12 protein-coding genes and 2 rRNA genes are annotated in these 16,546 nt (G+C 73.4%); 3 read left to right on the forward strand and 11 right to left on the reverse strand.

What is annotated here, in order from left to right; all coding sequences use genetic code 11:
- Positions 1-7: 7 nt before the first annotated feature.
- Positions 8-1,654, reverse strand: a complete 1,647-nt coding sequence (locus AB0F62_RS18680; protein ID WP_361799621.1) for a CTP synthase — start codon at positions 1,652-1,654, stop codon at positions 8-10.
- A gap of 402 nt (positions 1,655-2,056) precedes the next feature.
- Here AB0F62_RS18680 and AB0F62_RS18685 point away from each other — a divergent pair, with 402 nt between their 5' ends.
- On the forward strand, positions 2,057-3,865 hold the full coding sequence (locus AB0F62_RS18685) for a glycoside hydrolase family 15 protein (RefSeq protein ID WP_361799624.1): 1,809 nt from the start codon (positions 2,057-2,059) through the stop codon (positions 3,863-3,865).
- Positions 3,866-3,884: 19 nt separating this feature from the next.
- Here the strand turns inward: AB0F62_RS18685 and AB0F62_RS18690 are convergent, their stop codons facing one another.
- From AB0F62_RS18690 to AB0F62_RS18715, 6 genes are all read right to left on the reverse strand, one after another.
- Positions 3,885-5,000, reverse strand: a complete 1,116-nt coding sequence (locus AB0F62_RS18690; RefSeq protein ID WP_361799663.1) for a glycosyltransferase family 4 protein — start codon at positions 4,998-5,000, stop codon at positions 3,885-3,887.
- Positions 5,001-6,138: 1,138 nt separating this feature from the next.
- On the reverse strand, positions 6,139-7,881 hold the full coding sequence (gene recN / locus AB0F62_RS18695) for a DNA repair protein RecN (RefSeq protein WP_361799627.1): 1,743 nt from the start codon (positions 7,879-7,881) through the stop codon (positions 6,139-6,141).
- 49 nt (positions 7,882-7,930) lie between these two features.
- On the reverse strand, positions 7,931-8,860 hold the full coding sequence (locus AB0F62_RS18700) for an NAD kinase (RefSeq protein WP_361799630.1): 930 nt from the start codon (positions 8,858-8,860) through the stop codon (positions 7,931-7,933).
- Positions 8,857-9,663, reverse strand: a complete 807-nt coding sequence (locus AB0F62_RS18705) for a TlyA family RNA methyltransferase (RefSeq protein ID WP_361799633.1) — start codon at positions 9,661-9,663, stop codon at positions 8,857-8,859. Before AB0F62_RS18705 ends, AB0F62_RS18700 begins: the two co-directional genes overlap by 4 nt.
- A gap of 7 nt (positions 9,664-9,670) precedes the next feature.
- Positions 9,671-9,913, reverse strand: a complete 243-nt coding sequence (locus tag AB0F62_RS18710) for a hypothetical protein (RefSeq protein ID WP_361799636.1) — start codon at positions 9,911-9,913, stop codon at positions 9,671-9,673.
- Positions 9,910-11,076 (reverse strand): hypothetical protein, encoded by a 1,167-nt coding sequence (locus tag AB0F62_RS18715; RefSeq protein ID WP_361799639.1) that lies wholly within the window; start codon positions 11,074-11,076, stop codon positions 9,910-9,912. Before AB0F62_RS18715 ends, AB0F62_RS18710 begins: the two co-directional genes overlap by 4 nt.
- Before the next feature lie 147 nt (positions 11,077-11,223).
- Here AB0F62_RS18715 and AB0F62_RS18720 point away from each other — a divergent pair, with 147 nt between their 5' ends.
- Positions 11,224-11,571 (forward strand): sterol-binding protein, encoded by a 348-nt coding sequence (locus AB0F62_RS18720; protein ID WP_361799642.1) that lies wholly within the window; start codon positions 11,224-11,226, stop codon positions 11,569-11,571.
- Between the two features lie 22 nt (positions 11,572-11,593).
- Here AB0F62_RS18720 and AB0F62_RS18725 read toward each other — a convergent pair whose 3' ends face one another.
- Positions 11,594-12,616, reverse strand: coding sequence for an HAD-IIA family hydrolase (locus AB0F62_RS18725; RefSeq protein WP_361799645.1), 1,023 nt, complete (start codon positions 12,614-12,616; stop codon positions 11,594-11,596).
- Between the two features lie 72 nt (positions 12,617-12,688).
- On the opposite strand from AB0F62_RS18725, the gene AB0F62_RS18730 reads away from it, so the two are divergent.
- Positions 12,689-13,972: a DUF1015 domain-containing protein gene (locus tag AB0F62_RS18730; protein ID WP_361799648.1), complete on the forward strand. Its 1,284-nt coding sequence runs from the start codon at positions 12,689-12,691 to the stop codon at positions 13,970-13,972.
- A gap of 72 nt (positions 13,973-14,044) precedes the next feature.
- Here AB0F62_RS18730 and AB0F62_RS18735 read toward each other — a convergent pair whose 3' ends face one another.
- The 3 genes from AB0F62_RS18735 to AB0F62_RS18745 all read right to left on the reverse strand — a co-directional run.
- On the reverse strand, positions 14,045-14,908 hold the full coding sequence (locus tag AB0F62_RS18735; RefSeq protein WP_361799666.1) for a hypothetical protein: 864 nt from the start codon (positions 14,906-14,908) through the stop codon (positions 14,045-14,047).
- 1,319 nt (positions 14,909-16,227) lie between these two features.
- A 5S ribosomal RNA gene (rrf, locus tag AB0F62_RS18740) occupies positions 16,228-16,344 on the reverse strand.
- Positions 16,345-16,449: 105 nt separating this feature from the next.
- A 23S ribosomal RNA gene (locus AB0F62_RS18745) occupies positions 16,450-16,546 on the reverse strand; the annotation flags it as partial.

Below are 16,546 nucleotides of genomic sequence, written 5' to 3' on the forward strand. Positions count from 1 at the left end.
GTATCGATCAACCCTGGCGGCGCTTGACCGCGGCCGCGACCAGACCCGCGAACAGCGGGTGCGGACGGGTCGGGCGGGACTTGAGCTCGGGGTGCGCCTGGGTGGCCACGAGGTACGGGTGCACGTCGCGGGGGTACTCGACGTACTCGACCAGCGTGTTGTCCGGGGAGGTGCCCGAGAACACCAGGCCGGCCTTCTTCTCCAGCTCGCCGCGGTAGGAGTTGTTCACCTCGTAGCGGTGCCGGTGGCGCTCCTCCACATAGGGCTCGCCCCCGTAGACCTCGCGGACGATGGAGCCCTCGGCGAGCTTCGCCGGGTACAGGCCCAGCCGCATGGTGCCGCCGAGGTCGCCCTGGCCGGCGACGATGTCGAGCTGCTCGGCCATGGTGGAGATCACCGGGTGGGCGGTCGCCGGGTCGAACTCGGTCGAGTTGGCGTCCGGGATGCCCGCCAGGCTGCGGGCGGCCTCGATGACCACGCACTGCAGGCCCAGGCACAGGCCCAGCAGCGGGATGCGGTTCTCACGGGCGTAGGTGATCGCCGAGACCTTGCCCTCCACGCCGCGGTCGCCGAAGCCGCCGGGCACGCAGATCGCGTCGACGTCGCCGAGCTGGCGGGCGGCTCCGGCCGCGGTCTTGCACTCGTCGGACGTGACCCACTTGATGGAGACCTTGGCGTTGTTGGCGAAGCCGCCGGCGCGCAGCGCCTCGGTCACCGACAGGTAGGCGTCGGGCAGGTCGATGTACTTGCCGACGAGGGCGACCTTCACCTCGTGCTCGGGCTCGTGGACCCGCTGGAGCAGGTCGCCCCACTGCGACCAGTCCACATCGCGGAACGGCAGGTTCAGCTTGCGGACGACGTAGGCGTCCAGGCCCTCGGTGTGCAGCACCTTGGGGATGTCGTAGATGGACGGGGCGTCGGGGGCGGCGACCACCGCCTCCTCGTCCACGTCGCACATCAGCGAGATCTTGCGCTTGATGGAGGTCGGCACGTCGCGATCGGCGCGCAGCACGATCGCGTCGGGCTGGATGCCGATGCTGCGCAGGGCGGCGACCGAGTGCTGGGTCGGCTTGGTCTTCAGCTCGCCGGAGGGGCCGATGTAGGGCAGCAGCGAGATGTGCATCACGAAGACGTTGTCCCGGCCGACCTCGTGCCGGACCTGGCGCACGGACTCCAGGAAGGGGAGCGACTCGATGTCGCCGACCGTGCCGCCGACCTCGGTGATCACCACGTCCACGTCGTCGGTCGCCATGCGCCGGATGCGGGACTTGATCTCGTTGGTGATGTGCGGGATGACCTGCACGGTGTCGCCGAGGTACTCCCCGCGGCGCTCCTTGGCGATCACCGAGGAGTAGACCTGGCCGGTGGTGACGTTGGCCGAGCCGGCGAGGTTCACGTCCAGGAAGCGCTCGTAGTGGCCGATGTCCAGGTCGGTCTCGGCGCCGTCGTCGGTGACGAACACCTCACCGTGCTGGAAGGGGTTCATCGTGCCCGGGTCCACGTTGAGGTACGGGTCGAGCTTCTGCATCGTGACGCGCAGCCCCCTGGCCTTGAGCAGCGCGCCGAGGCTGGAGGCGGTCAGACCCTTGCCGAGCGAGGAGGCGACACCCCCGGTGACGAAGAGGTGCTTGGTCGTCGTGGTTTTGGGCGGCATTGCCAAGAGGGGGCTCCCGTGGTCGCGAGGTGGTGGTCGGGACGGCACCATGGTGATGAGGAGGGGTGTCGTCGCGGCGGTTCAGTGGTTCAGCCCACCGGCCCACGGGCTACCAGGGTATCAGTGACGCGCACCGGACGACGCGGACGGCTCTCTGGCGAAAAACACGGCCGCAGAAGTTTGGTACGACAAAATGCACCCGACCGGCCCAGAGGGTGCGGTCGTCGCCCGCACTGCCCGCGTCGACGTCGTATCCTGCTCGGACACATCGATTCGATGCGAGTGAACCGGCACGGCACTACCCCGCCCGCTCCCGGGAAAGAGCTCGTCGACAGATCCACAGACCGCAATCACCGCCCCAGTCCCAAGGGGCGCCGCCGTCGTTTCGACTGGGAGACCTACGTGGCCGGGCGTATCGAGGACTACGCACTCATCGGCGATATGCAGACCGCCGCCCTTGTGTGCCGGGACGGCACGGTCGACTGGCTGTGCCTGCCCCGCTTCGACTCCCCCGCGATCTTCGCGGGCCTGCTCGGCACCGAGGAGCACGGCTACTGGCGCCTCGGTCCCGCCTTCGCCAACGGCGCCCAGCCGCCGAGCGCCACCCGGCGCCGCTACCGGGGCGACTCCCTGGTGCTGGAGTCGGAGTGGGACACCCCGCGCGGCACGGTGCGGGTGATCGACTTCATGCCGCCGCGTGACGGCGCCCCGCAGCTGATCCGGATCGTCGAGGGCGTCAGCGGCCGGGTGCCGATGCGCTCCGCGCTGCGGATGCGCTTCAGCTACGGCTGGGTCGTGCCGTGGGTCCACAAGGTCGGCGAGCGCACGGTCGCGGTCGCCGGCCCGGACTCGGTCTGGCACGACACCGATGTCGAGACCTACGGCAAGGACCTCACCACCTACTCGGACTTCACGGTCGCCCCCGGCGACCGGATCGCCTTCACCATCAGCTGGCAGCCCTCGCACAAGGAGCCGCCCCCGCTCGCCGAGCCCGAGGCCTCGCTGGAGGCCACCGAGGACTTCTGGCGCGAGTGGGTCGCCCAGTGCACCTACCACGGCCCGTACCGGGACGCCGTGGTCCGCTCGCTGATCACCCTCAAGGCCCTGACGTACGGCCCGACCGGTGGCATCGTGGCCGCCCCCACGACCTCCCTGCCCGAGGACATCGGCGGCGTCCGCAACTGGGACTACCGCTTCACCTGGCTGCGCGACGCGGCGATCACCCTGTCCTCCCTGCTGCGCACCGGCTACCGCGACGAGGCCCGCGCCTGGCGCGAGTGGCTGCTCCGGGCGGTCGCCGGCGACCCCGAGAACCTGCAGATCATGTACGGCATCGCCGGTGAGCGCGAGCTCGGCGAGACCGAGCTGGACTGGCTGCCCGGCTACGAGGGCTCGATCCCCGTCCGGGTCGGTAACGGCGCCGCCCACCAGCTGCAGCTGGACGTCTACGGCGAGGTCACCGAGGCCCTGCACCTCGCCCACATGACGGGTCTGGCCCGCAACGACTACGCCTCGCTCCTGCAGATCCGGCTCATCCAGTACCTGGAGGACCACTGGGACGAGCCGGACGAGGGCATCTGGGAGGTCCGCGGCCCCCGCAGGCACTTCGTTCACTCCAAGGTCATGGCCTGGGTCGCCGTCGACCGCACCGTCAAGCTCATCGAGTCCGGCGAGGTCGACGGCCCGCTGGAGCGCTGGCGCGACCTGCGCGACGAGATCCACCGGGACGTGTGCGAGAAGGGGTACGACAAGGAGCGCAACACCTTCACGCAGTCCTACGGCTCGCGTGAGCTGGACGCCTCCCTGCTGCTCATCCCCCAGGTCGGCTTCCTGCCGCCGGACGACAAGCGCGTGATCGGCACCATCGAGGCGATCCAGCGCGAGCTGTCCACCGAGGACGGCTTCGTGCTGCGCTACCCGACCGACGCCCCGCCCGGCGGCGAGAACCTGGACGGTCTCCCCGGCGACGAGGGCGCCTTCCTGGCCTGCTCGTTCTGGCTCGCCGACGACCTCGCCATGATCGGCCGGGTCGACGAGGCCCGCAGGCTCTTCGAGAAGCTGCTCGCGCTCCGCAACGACCTGGGCCTGCTCGCGGAGGAGTGGGACCCGCGGCTGCAGCGGCAGGTCGGCAACTTCCCGCAGGCGTTCAGCCACGTGCCGCTGATCGACACCGCGCTGCGGCTCACCGCGAGCGGCGCGTACGGCGGCTGACCACGGTCGGCGCCGGACCTCAGCGCGAGATCAACTCGTCGTAGATGCTGAGCACTTGGGCGACCGTGTCATCCTCGGTCGGCCAAGTGGCGGCCTGCACGGGACCGGCCGCGGCCAGCTCCGAACGCCACGCCGGGTCCCGCAGCAGGCGCGTGACGGTGTCGGCGAGCGCCTTCGGATTGCCGTAGGGCACCAGCACCGCAGCCTCGCCGACGAGCTCGGGCGTGCCGCCGACGGCCGTCGCCACCAGCGGAGCCCCCGCGTGCAGGGCCTCCTGGGCGATCAGCGATCGCGCCTCCCAGCGTGACGGCAGCACCACCGCGTCGGCGGCGGCGAGGAGTTCGGGCACGTCGTCACGCCGGCCGAGCAGCCGCACCGGGAGCTCCTCGGCGTCGATCCGCCGCTGCAGCTCCGGCCGCAACGAGCCCTCGCCCGCGACGACCAGCAGCGGGGCCGGGTCGAGCCCCGCCCAGCCGTGGGCGGCGTCCAACAGCAGGTCATAACCCTTGCGCGGCTCCAGCCGGCCCACCGCGAGCAGCAACGGCCGCTCCCCCGCGACGAATTCGTCCCGGGTCTTCTGCCGCCGGCGCTCCGCCTCGGCCGCGGCCTCCGCGCACGGTACCGGCCGTGGCGGCGCCGGCACTCCGATCGGCCCGAGCCGCGCGTCGCGGGCCCCGACCGAACGGGCCCGGTCCACCAGGTCCGACGAGGCGCCCAGCACGACCGCCGCCGCCCGCGCCACCCGGCGCTCCAGCAGCCGCAGCACCCGCCCCCGCGCCCCCTCCGCGAGCACCGCGCCGTGCCAGGTCACCACCAGCGGCGTACGGCGCCCGCTCAGGGCCATCGTGGCGAGCAGGCCGGCACGCAGCCCGTGCGCGTGCACCACGTCCGCCCCGGCGCAGGCCGCCCGCAGCGCCGTCACCACGGCGGCGTCCGCCCTCGGTTGCGCCCGCCGCGTGATCTCGACCGGGGCGAACCGCGCGCCCGCCGCGCCGAATCCGTACCGTTCCTCGGCCTCGCCCGGCCCGCAGACCGTCACCTGCACGCCGCGGGCCACCAACCCGCCCGCCACGGAGACGACATGGGCCCGCGCCGTCTCGCCCAGCACGTGGACGGCGTGCAGCTGCCCGTGCAGGGGAATCGGTGAACTGCTCACGCGGGGTCGGGCTCCTGACTCGGCATCGTGCGAAGGGTCGGGGTCTGCTGCCTCAAGGATGCCAGGCCGATAGGCCATCCAGGGAGCGTTGCCCCACCCCCACCCGGCCACACGTACGCGGGACCACCCTTACGAGTGCCCCGACTCCCCCAACACGCCGACCCCGCACCCGTAGGAGGCCGCGCGGACCGGTGGGGCGGGTCAAGGAGCGAGTCGGCCGAGCCTGGCCAGGCGGAGAAGGGAGGCGAGGGAGACGCAGCGGTGGGGGCACCTCCCAGGCCCGAAGGGCCACGGGGGACTGCGGCGACCGACGGCAACGCCGCCAGGCGAGAGCCATCGGCACGCGACGCCGTCCCGCCTGTCCGCGCGGCCTCCAAGCCGGGGTATCCGCCGTCGGGCGTGTCATCCACCGGCGCACGACCGCGCCCCGGGACGACGGTGCCTCAGGCGGACCGGCCACAGACGACCGCCTCCCCCGCGGCCACCGGAACCACCACGGTGAGGGTGGCGCCCGGAAACCCCTCCCGGGGCCCGCCGGACGGCGCCCGGCCATCGGGCACGCCATCACGCCGGCGCACGACCGCGCCCCGGGACGGCGGTGCCTCGGGCGGACCGGCCACGGACGACCGCCTCCCCCGCGGCCGCCGGAACCGCCGCGGTGAGGGTGGCGCCCGACCGTCGGGCGTGTCATCCACCGGCTCACGACCGCGCCCCGGAACGGCGGTGCCTCAGGCGGACCGGCCACGGACGACCGCCTACCCCGCGGCCGCCGGAACCACCGCGGTGACGGCGACGCCCGGAAACCCCTCCCGAGGCCCGCCGGACGGCGCCCGGCCGGCGTCCACCCGTCGCGGCAAGGCCACACCGCTCGATGGCGAAGGCCGAGCACATTCCAGGCGACGAACCGCACCAGCGAGGCGACTGGGCGACGACCGCAGCCGCGCCGCGGCCCGCGCACGCGGTGACCGGCACGCCGGCCCACCTGGCCCGGGCACACCCCCGGCAACCAACCACACCAACGGGGCACCCTGGCCACGACCGTGGCCGCACCGCGGCCGACGTGCCGCCCGGGCCCACGGGACCGGCGGCACGCCGCGTACCCAGGTCCCGGCGCGCGTCAGCGCGCTTCGCGGGCCGCCGCCAGCAGTTCCTCCGCGTGCGCGCGCCCCAGCTCCGAGTCCTCCAGCCCGGCCAGCATCCGCGACAGCTCCCGCACCCGCTCCTCCCCCTCCAGAACGCGCACCCCGCTCCGCGTCACGGACCCGTCGTTCGTCTTCTCGACCAGCAACTGGCGGTCGGCGAACGCCGCCACCTGCGGCAGGTGGGTGACGACCACGACCTGCGCCGTCCGTGCGAGGCGCGCCAGCCGGCGCCCGACCTCGACCGCCGCCTTGCCTCCGACACCCGCGTCGACCTCGTCGAAGAGATACGTCGGCACCGGGTCGGATCCGGCGAACACGACCTCCACCGCGAGCATCACCCGGGACAGCTCACCGCCCGAGGCGCCCTTGGCGATCGGCCGGGCCGGGGCGCCCGGATGCGGCGCGAGCTGCAGTTCGACCTCGTCCGCCCCGGTCGCGCCGAAGGCGACCCGGCGGCCGCCGACCTCCACGCCCTCCGGGTCCTCCGTCTGCCGCAGGGCGACGGAGACCCGGGCGTGCGGCATCGCGAGCTGCGCGAGCTCCGCCGTGACGGCCCCCGCGAAGCGGTCCGACGCCTCGGCCCGCGCGTCGGTGAGCGCCTGCGCGAGGTCGCCGAGCTCGGCGCGGAGCGCGTCGCGCTCCGCCGTCAGTTCCCCGATCCGCTCGTCGTCGCCCTCCAGCTCGCCGAGCCGGGCCGCGCCCTGCTCCGCCCACGCCAGGACGGCGTCGATGTCCTCCCCGTACTTGCGGATCAGGTGGGCGAGCACGGACCGCCGCTCCTCCACGACCGCCAGGCGCCGCGGATCGGCGTCCAGGTTGTCGGCGTACCCGGCCAGCTCGCCCGCCACGTCGCCGAGGAGGATGCCGATCTCGCCGATCCGGTCCGAGAGCGCGGCCAGCGCCGGGTCGTGGGAGCGGACGGCGTCCAGCGCCCGCTGGGCGCCCGCGACGAGCATGCCCGCGTCGACGCCCTCCGGGTCCTCGGGGTTCCCCGCGAGCGCGGCGTGCGCGATGGTCGCGGCGGACGCCAGCGCCTCGGCGTGCCCCAGCCGCTCGGCCTCGGCGGCCAGGTCGGCGTCCTCGCCCGGCAGCGGCTCGGCGGCCGCGACCTCCTCGAGGCCGAAGCGCAGCAGATCCGCCTCCTGGGCCCGCTCGCGGGCCCGCGTGGTCAGCTCGTCCAGTTCGCCGGCGACCTCGCGCAGCCGCCGGTAGGCGGCCGCGTACTTGGCCAGCGGCACCGCGACCGCGTCGCCCGCGTACCGGTCCAGCGCCTCACGCTGCCGGGCGGGCCGCAGCAGCCCCTGCTGGTCGGTCTGGCCGTGGACGGCGACGAGCTCGTCCGCCAGCTCTCCCAGCAGCCCGACGGGGACGGAGCGGCCGCCCACGTACGCCCGGGAGCGGCCCTCGGCCGACACCGTACGCCCGATGATCAGCGCGCCGTCGTCCAGCTCCGCACCGGCCTCCTCGGCCCGCACGGCGGCCGGCGCGCCGGCACTCAGCGTGATCCGCCCCTCGACGGACGCCGATTTCGTACCGATCCGGACCAGGCCGGGATCGGCACGGCCGCCCAGCAGCAGCCCGAGGCTCGTGACGACCATGGTCTTGCCCGCGCCGGTCTCGCCCGTCACCGCGGTGAAGCCGGGCGACAGCTCGACCACGGCGTCCTCGATGACTCCCAGCGACCGGATCCGCATTTCCTCCAACACGGATACGACCATACGAGGTTTGCGGCCCGCCGCGCGACGGGCCTCACCCCTGAGGGCAATCTCAGTGCGGCGCGCCCCGCCAGCCGGCCACCGGCAGCGCGAACTTCGCCACCAGCCGGTCGGTGAACGAGGCGTGGTGGAGCCGTGCGAGACGCACCGGCACCGCGCCACGCCGGACCTCGACGCGGGCCCCGGCCGGCAGGTCCACCGAGCGCCGTCCGTCGCACCACAGCACGCCGTGCGGGGTCTTCGGCTGCACCTCCACCGCCAGCACCGACTTGGGAGAGGTGACCAGCGGCTTCGCGAACAGCGCGTGCGCGCTGATCGGGACCATCAGCAGCGCCTCGACCTCGGGCCACACCACGGGCCCGCCCGCCGAGAACGCGTACGCCGTCGACCCGGTCGGGGTCGCCATGACCACCCCGTCGCCGCCGAAGCGGGAGACCGGACGGCCGTCCACCTCCGTGACGACCTCCAGCAGCCGCTCGCGCGCCTGCTTCTCCACCGACGCCTCGTTGAGCGCCCAGTCGGTGTGGACGACCCGGCCGTCGTTGCGCACCAGGACGTCGATCGTCATGCGCTCCTCGACCTCGTAGTCGCGGGTGACCACGCGGTCCACGACCTTGTCCAGGTCGTCGCGCTCGGCCTCCGCGAGGAAGCCGACCCGGCCCAGGTTGACCCCGAGCATCGGCACCCCGGAGGCGCGCGCGAACTCCGCGCCGCGCAGCAGCGTGCCGTCACCGCCCAGGACGATGATCAGCTCGCAGTCCGCGACGGTCTCCGGGCCGATCTCCCGCACCCGCTGCACCGCGCCGTTCCCGGGCAGCGTCAGGTCCTCGGCCTCCTCGGCCAGCACCCGTACGCCGATGTTGCAGCGCTGCAGCCCCTGGACCACCCGTTCGGCACTGCGGATGGCCGCCGGCCGGCCCGTGTGGGCCAGCAGGAAGACCGTGCGGTCGGACGTCTCGTGCGTCTCGTGCGTCTCGCTCAACGGGGCCCCTCCGCCACAGCGCGGTCGACATCCGCCGGGTCCAGCTCGGGAGCCCCGGCGCGCAGCCACAGAAAGTACTCCACATTCCCCGACGGTCCCGGCAACGGGCTCGCGGTCACGCCCAGCACCCCCAGTCCCAGTGCGGCCGCCTGTCCGGCGACCTGTCGTACGGCCTCTGCCCGCAGCTCCGGGCTGCGCACGACACCGCCGCTGCCCAGTCGCTCCTTGCCGACCTCGAACTGCGGCTTGACCATCAGGACCAGGTCCGCGTCGGGCGCGGCGCACCCTACGAGGGCGGGCAGAACGAGCCCGAGCGGAATGAAGGACAGGTCGCCGACGACGAGGTCCACCGGCCGGTTGTCGATCTGCTCGAGCGTCAACTCGCGAACGTTGGTACGGTCCCGCACGGTGACGCGTTCATCGCTCTGCAGCGACCACGCGAGCTGTCCGTAGCCGACGTCGACCGCGACGACGTGCGCCGCGCCGTTGCGGAGCAGGACGTCGGTGAAGCCCCCCGTGGACGCCCCGGCGTCCAGCGCGCGGCGCCCCTCGACCAGCAGCCCCCGCGGTACGAACGCCGCCAGCGCCCCGGCGAGCTTGTGCCCGCCGCGGGAGACGTAGTCCGGGTCCGAGGCGTCCTTGGCGACGACGACCGCGGCGCTGGTCTCCACCTGTGTGGCGGCCTTCGTCGCGGTCGTCCCGCCCACGGTCACCCGGCCGGCGGCGATCAGCTGCCCGGCGTGCTCCCGCGAGCGGGCCATGTTCCGGCGCACCAGCTCGGCGTCGAGTCGGCGTCGTGCCACGTGAGGTTCAGCTCCTGTTGTCGTCGTCGAGTCTTGTGAGCGTGTCGCGCAGCCCACGGTGTACATCCTCGTACACCTCGACGTGGTCCTCTGTGGGAAGCAGGTCGGCGTCCCGAAGGCGCACAAGGACGGCGTCCACCTCGGTATTCCCCGTGGCCTCCAGGACGACCCCCAGGGGACGCGGCCCCGCCTCCACTTCCTGCAACGGCTCCGGCTCCGGAACCGTGCCCTCCGGCGCGTTCTCGGTCACGCCCCCGCGCCCCCCTCGGCACGCCCCGCCGCCTTCTTGGCCGGGGCGGCCTTCCTCGCGGCCGTCGTCTTCTTGGCAGCCGCCGTCTTCTTGGCGGGGGCGGCCTCCTTGGCGGGGGCGGCCTCCTTGACCGGGGTGGCCTTCTTGGCCGCGGCCTTCTTGGCCGGAGTGGCGGCGGCATTCGACGCGGCCGACGCCTTCTTCGCCACGCCGGCACGGGCGGCGGGCGCCGCCATCTCAGCGGGGGCGGCCTGGGTGACCGGGGTGGCCTTCTTCGCCGGGGTGGCCTTCTTCGCCGGGGTGGCCTTCTTCGCCGCGGGCGCCTTCTTGGCGGGAGCCGCCTCCGCACGGCCGGTGACCACGGCAGCCCTTTTCGCCGGGGTCGCGGTTCCGGCGGCAGCCGTCCGCTTGGCGGCAGGTGCCTTCTTGGCCGCAGGTGCCTTCTTCGCGGGGGCCGAACCGGCGGCAGCCTTCCTCGCCGCCGCCGCTGTACCGGCGGCAGCCGTCCGCTTCGCCGCCGGCGCCTTGGCCGGGGCGGCGTTCTTGCGGGCCACGGGAGCCCCGGCCGCCACCGTGGGGTCACCGACCCCGGCAACCCCGGAAGCCTCGGGTGCCGCGGGCGGCTGCGCCGGAACGGCGTTCTTGCGGGCCACCGGCGTGCGGGCGGCAGCCGTGGCCGCAGGCTTCGCGACGGGCTTCGCCGGGGGCTCGGCGGCCGGCGCGGACGCGGCCCCGTCCGCGGCGACCGGCACATGCTCGACCGGCGGCTGCGGCGGTACGTAGAAACCGGGATCCGGCTCGTCGGCCTCGGCCGCGTCGCCGCCGCCGCCCTCCAGGTTGCGGATGCGGCGCTCCAGGGCCTCGAGGACGACGCCGACCTTGGTGACCTCGTCCGCGAGTCGCCCGACACGGCTCATCGCCTTGTCGATCTCCTCACCGATGAGCCCCACCAGCAGGTCGCGGTTGGCCCGTCCCGACGCCATCAGCTCATCCGCGAGCGTCTGCACCTCGGGCGGGATCCGCTCGCCGATGCTCCGCTGGACCGCGTCGACGTCTATCCCCGTCTGGTCGAGCAGTTCCCTGGCCGCTCCGACCGCCCGTCGCCGGGTGGCCTCGGTCAGGCCGCCCGCGATCTGCAGACAGGTCCGCAACGCGTCCCGCATACGCCTCACTCCTCGCCTTCGCCACTTCCCCAGACATCGTCGGTCACGACGCTACCGCCTATGCCACCGCATCTCCCCGACGGTCTGCTGCGGTACCGTCGATCAGCACCTGCACGATCGACGTCCGAACGGGAGACGCAACAGCCGATGGCGACCATCGACGAGTGCCGCAGCGCGCTCGAGCGGCTGTCCGAGAACCTCGCCAAGACCGAGGGCGACCTGCGCAGCGCGGTCGCGTTGGACCGCTCACTGAGCTGCCGCATCACCGATCTCGACATCACCTTCGTCGGCCGCCTGGCGGACGGCCGCATCCAGGACGTGGTCACCGTGCAGGGCCCGTCGCCCGAGCGCGCCCAGATAAGGCTCACCATGGCCGGTGACGACCTGGTCGCGCTCGTTGACGGACGACTGCACTTCGCGAAGGCGTGGGGCAGCGGAAGGGTCAAACTCGAGGCGGGCCTGCGCGACCTGCTGCGGCTGCGCAAGCTCCTGTAGAGCCGCCCAGGCCCCTCGGCGGCTAGAGACCCAGCCGGTCCAGCGCTTTCCCGGCGTCCAGGTCGCATGAGCCGCCCCCGGCCCGCGTCCAGGCCGCCGCGCACAGCGCCCGCAGCCCGTCCATGGGCTCGCCGTCGCCGTCGAGGTGCAGCGCCCCGTCCCCCGCCGAGGCCGTCCAGCCCCCGCAGCGGTACGCGCCCCCACCCGCCGCCACCACCTCGGGCTGCGGGGTGAGCAGGCCGCGCAGGTCGGTGTCCACGTAGGTGGGCCGGTGCTCCGGCGGGGCGGCCAACAGCAGCGCGGGCGTGGTGACCCCGGTCAGCACCAGGAGGGAGTCGACACCGCCCGCGCGGGCTCCCTCGATGTCCGTGTCGAGCCGGTCGCCGACCACCAGCGGGCGCCGCGCGCCGGTCCTGATCACCGTCTCGCGGTGCATCGGCGGCAACGGCTTGCCCGCGATCTGCGGTTCGCCCCCGGTCGCGATCCGGACGACCTCGACGAGCGCGCCGTTGCCCGGTGCCGTGCCGCGCGCGGTCGGAATCGTCAGGTCGGTGTTGGACGCGAACCACGGCACGCCGCGGTTGACCGCGTACGCCGCCTCGGCGAGCTGCTCCCAACCCACCGTGGGCGAGTAGCCCTGCACGACCGCGGCCGGGTCGTCGTCGGCCGAGGAGACCGGCTGGAGACTGCGCTCGCGCAGCGCCTCCAGGAGCCCGTCGCCACCGACCGCGAGCACCCGCGCGCCCGGCGGCACCTGATCGGCGATCAGCCGCGCCACGGCCTGCGCGGAGGTGATGACCTCCCCCGCCTCCGCCGGCACGCCGAGCCGCGTCAGGTGCTCGGCGACGGTCTGCGGGGTGCGGGCGGCGTTGTTGGTGACGTAGGCCAGGTGCATGCCGTGCGCACGCGCCGCGCCGAGCGACTCGACGGCGTGGGCGATCGCGTCACCACCCGCATAGACCACTCCGTCGAGGTCGAGCAGAGCCGTGTCGTACGCCTGGTCAAGAGGCCTTTCGCTGCCGGCCGGGCCGGTCGGGTGGGTCATCGGGCGGTCGCTCCTCGTATGTTGTCGATCACTCGGCACACTTCGCGGACGTGACCCGCGTAGCATGCCCGGATGAGCAATTCCGGACCCGCTGTGCGGGGCTTGCGGCTGGCGCCGTTCCGCGCGCTCCGCTACGTCCCCGAGCGGGTCGGCAGCCTGGCCGCGGTCACCTCGCCACCGTACGACGTCGTCGTCCGGCCCGAGGGACTGCGGCACCTGGAGACAGCCGACCCGCACAATGTCGTGCGGCTCATCCTGCCCACCGCCGAGCCCCCGGACGGCCGGCACCGCAAGGCCGCCTGGGCGCTGTTCCAATGGCAGGAGGAGGGCGTCCTGGCCCTCGACCCCAAACCCGCCCTCTACGTGTACGAGCAGCGCGACGGCGAGCAGGTGCAGCGCGGCCTCATCGGCGCTCTGCGCCTCACGCCGCCCGAAGAGCGGATCGTGCTGCCGCACGAGGACGTGATGCCCGGCCCGGTCGCCGACCGCGCCGCGCTGATGCGCGCCACGGCGGCCAACCTCGAGCCGCTGCTGCTGGCGTACCGCGGCGACGGCGGCGAGGCGGCCGAGATCGTCGAACGCACCGCCCAGGGCCCGCCGCTGCTGGCCACGACGACCGAGGATGGCATCCACCACCGCCTGTGGGCGATCACCGACCCGCAGGCCATCGCGGCGGTCGACGCGGACCTCTCCCGGCACCAGGCCGTCATCGCCGACGGCCACCACCGCTGGGCCACCTATCTGCTGCTGCAGGCCGAGCACGAGGCCCCGAGCCCCTGGGACTACGGCCTGGTGCTGCTGGTCGACACCGGCCGCTACCCGCTGCGGGTCCGCGCCATCCACCGGGTGCTGCCCCAACTGCCCGTCGCACAGGCCGTCGAGGCGGCCCGCGGCGCCTTCCGGGTCCGCGAGCTGCCCGGACCGCTGCCCGAGGCGCTGGCCGCCCTGGAGACCGCGGCGGCCGAGGGCAACGCCTTCCTGCTCACCGGCGACGGCCGCTTCCACCTCCTGGACCGGCCGGACAGCGAGGCCGCCGACGAGGCCATCCCGCGGGACCGCCCCGAGGAGTGGCGGCACTTGGACGCCACCGTGCTGCACAGCCTGCTCCTGGACCGGATCTGGGACGTGCCCGACGCCCCCGAGCACATCCACTACATCCACGACACGGAGGCGGCCGTCGAGCGCGCCGAGCAGTTCGGCGGCACGGCCGTGCTCATCCACCCCGTGCGCGAGAGCGTCGTGCACGAACTCGCCAAGCAGGGCGTGACCATGCCGCGCAAGTCGACCTCCTTCGGCCCGAAGCCGGCGACCGGACTGGTGCTGCGCAGCCTGGAACTCGACGGCACGCCCGCCTGACACGGACGGAACGAAAAGGGCGGCATCCGCGTCGTGCGGATGCCGCCCTCTTCTGTCCTGTGCGCCGCGCGATCAGTCCTCGCTGCCCTTGGCGGGCTCCTTGAACGGATCGTCGAGGAACGCCGTCGGGTCGGCCTCGTCGGTCAGGTCGACCTCCGGCTCCTCTTCCGTCGCCCGCTCCTCGGCGACCTCGGCAGCCACGTCGGCCGCCTCGTCCGCGTCGTCCGGCTCCGGCGTGCCGGGCACGCCCTCGTCGGCGGTCTCGCCGGCCTTCTCCTCGGCCGCCGCGGCCGCCGCCTGCTCGTCCTCGGCGGACTCGTCCAGCGCGTCCACGAAGGCCACGCCGTCCAGCTGCGCCAGCCGGTCAGAGGCGTCCGTGCTGCCGCTCTGGTCGGCCTCCAGCGCCTTGGCGAACCACTCGCGGGCCTCGTCCTCACGGTCCGCCGCGAGGAGCGCGTCGGCGTACGCGTAACGCAGCCGCGCGGTCCACGGGTGCACCGCGTTGGACGCGAGCTCGGGGCTCTGCAGGGTCACCACGGCGGCCTCGTTCTGGCCCATGTCACGCCGGGCGCCGGCGGCCACCAGGCGCATCTCCACCTGGCCCGCGCGGTCCAGCTTGTGCACCTCCGGCGCACCCGCCATCTCCAGCGCGCGCTCCGGACGGCCCATGCCCCGCTCGCAGTCCGCCATGACCGGCCAGAGATCCACGGTGCCGGTCATACGACGGCAGGCGCGGAACTCGGCCAGCGCCTCGGCGTACCGCTCGGTGGCGTACGACGCGAAGCCGGCCGCCTCACGGACGGCGGCGACACGGGACGCCAGCCGCAGCGCCACCCGGGAGTAGCCATAGGCCAGGTCCGGGTCCTCGTCCAGCAGCCTGGCCACCATGACGAGGTTGCGGGCCACGTCGTCCGCCAGCGTCTTCGGCAGGCTCATCAGCTCCTGCCGGACGCTCGGGTCGATCTCCTGGCCCGTGACGTCGTCCGGGATCGGAAGGCGCCTGATGGGCTCCCGCTCCTCGCGGCGCTCGTCGCGACCCCGGGTGTTCTCGAACCGCCCACGGCCCTGCACGTACGGCCTCCGGCCGCCGCCCTGGCCCCGCTCGTCGTCACGACGCGGCCCGCGGGGCCGCTCGTCCCCACGGTCGTCACGGCGGTAACCGCCACGGTCGTCCTCCCGGCGCGGCCCACGCGGCCGCTCGTCACGGCGGTCGTCGCGCGGCCGGTCGTAGCGGGGACGGTCATCGCGACGGAACCCGCCACGGTCATCACGCCGGTCGTCACGGGGACGATCCTCACGCGGCCGGTCATAACGCGGCCGGTCATCGCGACGGAACCCGCCACGGTCATCACGGCGGTCGTCACGGGGACGATCCTCACGCGGCCGGTCATAACGCGGCCGGTCATCGCGACGGAACCCGCCACGGTCGTCGCGCGGCCGGTCCGTGCGCGGGCGGTCATCGCGACGGAACCCACCACGGTCGTCACGCCGGTCGTCACGGGGACGATCCTCACGCGGCCGGTCGTAGCGGGGACGGTCATCACGACGGAACCCACCACGGTCGTCACGGCGGTCGTCACGGGGACGATCCTCACGCGGCCGGTCATAACGCGGCCGATCATCGCGACGGAAACCGCCACGGTCGTCACGCGGCCGGTCCGTACGCGGGCGGTCGTCCCGGCGGAAACCGCCACGGTCATCACGGCGGTCGTCACGGGGACGATCCTCACGCGGGCGGTCGTCGCGACGGAAACCGCCACGGTCGTCGCGCGGCCGGTCCGTACGCGGGCGGTCGTCCCGGCGGAAACCGCCACGGTCATCACGGCGGTCGTCACGGGGACGATCCTCACGCGGGCGATCGTCGCGACGGAAACCGCCACGGTCGTCGCGCGGCCGGTCCGTACGCGGACGATCGTCCCGACGGAACCCACCCCGATCGTCACGCCGGTCATCGCGACCCCGGTCCTCATACCGCCCACGCGGACGGTCATCGCGGCGGAAACCGCCGCCGGCCCGGTCGCCTTCGCGCCGGGGGCCGCTGCTGCGGTATCCACCCCGGTCGCCGCCCTGGCGCGGACCGCGCCCCTCAGGCCGATCCGGCCGTTCCTCGGGCGAGTTGGACATCGACGTGACTCCTGTCGTTCGTACTGCTCTAATGCCAGTCTCTCGTACCCGTCCGCGAACTGCGCACCACGAGAAAAACAAAAGACCCCCGGTCCCAGCGCTTTGGCCAGGACCGAGGGTCCATAAAGATTGTTCGGCGGCGTCCTACTCTCCCACAGGGTCCCCCCTGCAGTACCATCGGCGCTGAAAGGCTTAGCTTCCGGGTTCGAAATGTGACCGGGCGTTTCCCTAACGCTATGACCACCGAAACACCATCGGGTGTTAGGCGAACAAGCACACTCTTCAGTTAAGTGACTGGTTCAACCGGTGCGACCGTTCGCAACCCGGGAACCAAACAGTGGACGCGAGCATCTGAGGACAAGCCCTCGGCTTATTAGTACCGGTCAGCTCCACCCATTACTGGGCTTCCACATCCGGCCTATCAACCCAGTCGTCTACTGGGAGCCTTAA

This window comes from Streptomyces sp. NPDC026673, from assembly GCF_040638135.1.
GTDB lineage: Bacteria > Actinomycetota > Actinomycetes > Streptomycetales > Streptomycetaceae > Actinacidiphila.

Coding starts and splice junctions, on each gene's coding strand:
- AB0F62_RS18720 (WP_361799642.1), top strand. CDS start 11,224: ATGGCGACCATCGACGAGTGCCGCAGCGCGCTCGAGCGGCTGTCCGAG.
- AB0F62_RS18715 (WP_361799639.1), bottom strand. CDS start 11,076: ATGCGGGACGCGTTGCGGACCTGTCTGCAGATCGCGGGCGGCCTGACC.
- AB0F62_RS18735 (WP_361799666.1), bottom strand. CDS start 14,908: ATGAGCCTGCCGAAGACGCTGGCGGACGACGTGGCCCGCAACCTCGTC.
- AB0F62_RS18725 (WP_361799645.1), bottom strand. CDS start 12,616: ATGACCCACCCGACCGGCCCGGCCGGCAGCGAAAGGCCTCTTGACCAG.
- AB0F62_RS18730 (WP_361799648.1), top strand. CDS start 12,689: ATGAGCAATTCCGGACCCGCTGTGCGGGGCTTGCGGCTGGCGCCGTTC.
- recN (WP_361799627.1), bottom strand. CDS start 7,881: ATGGTCGTATCCGTGTTGGAGGAAATGCGGATCCGGTCGCTGGGAGTC.
- AB0F62_RS18680 (WP_361799621.1), bottom strand. CDS start 1,654: ATGCCGCCCAAAACCACGACGACCAAGCACCTCTTCGTCACCGGGGGT.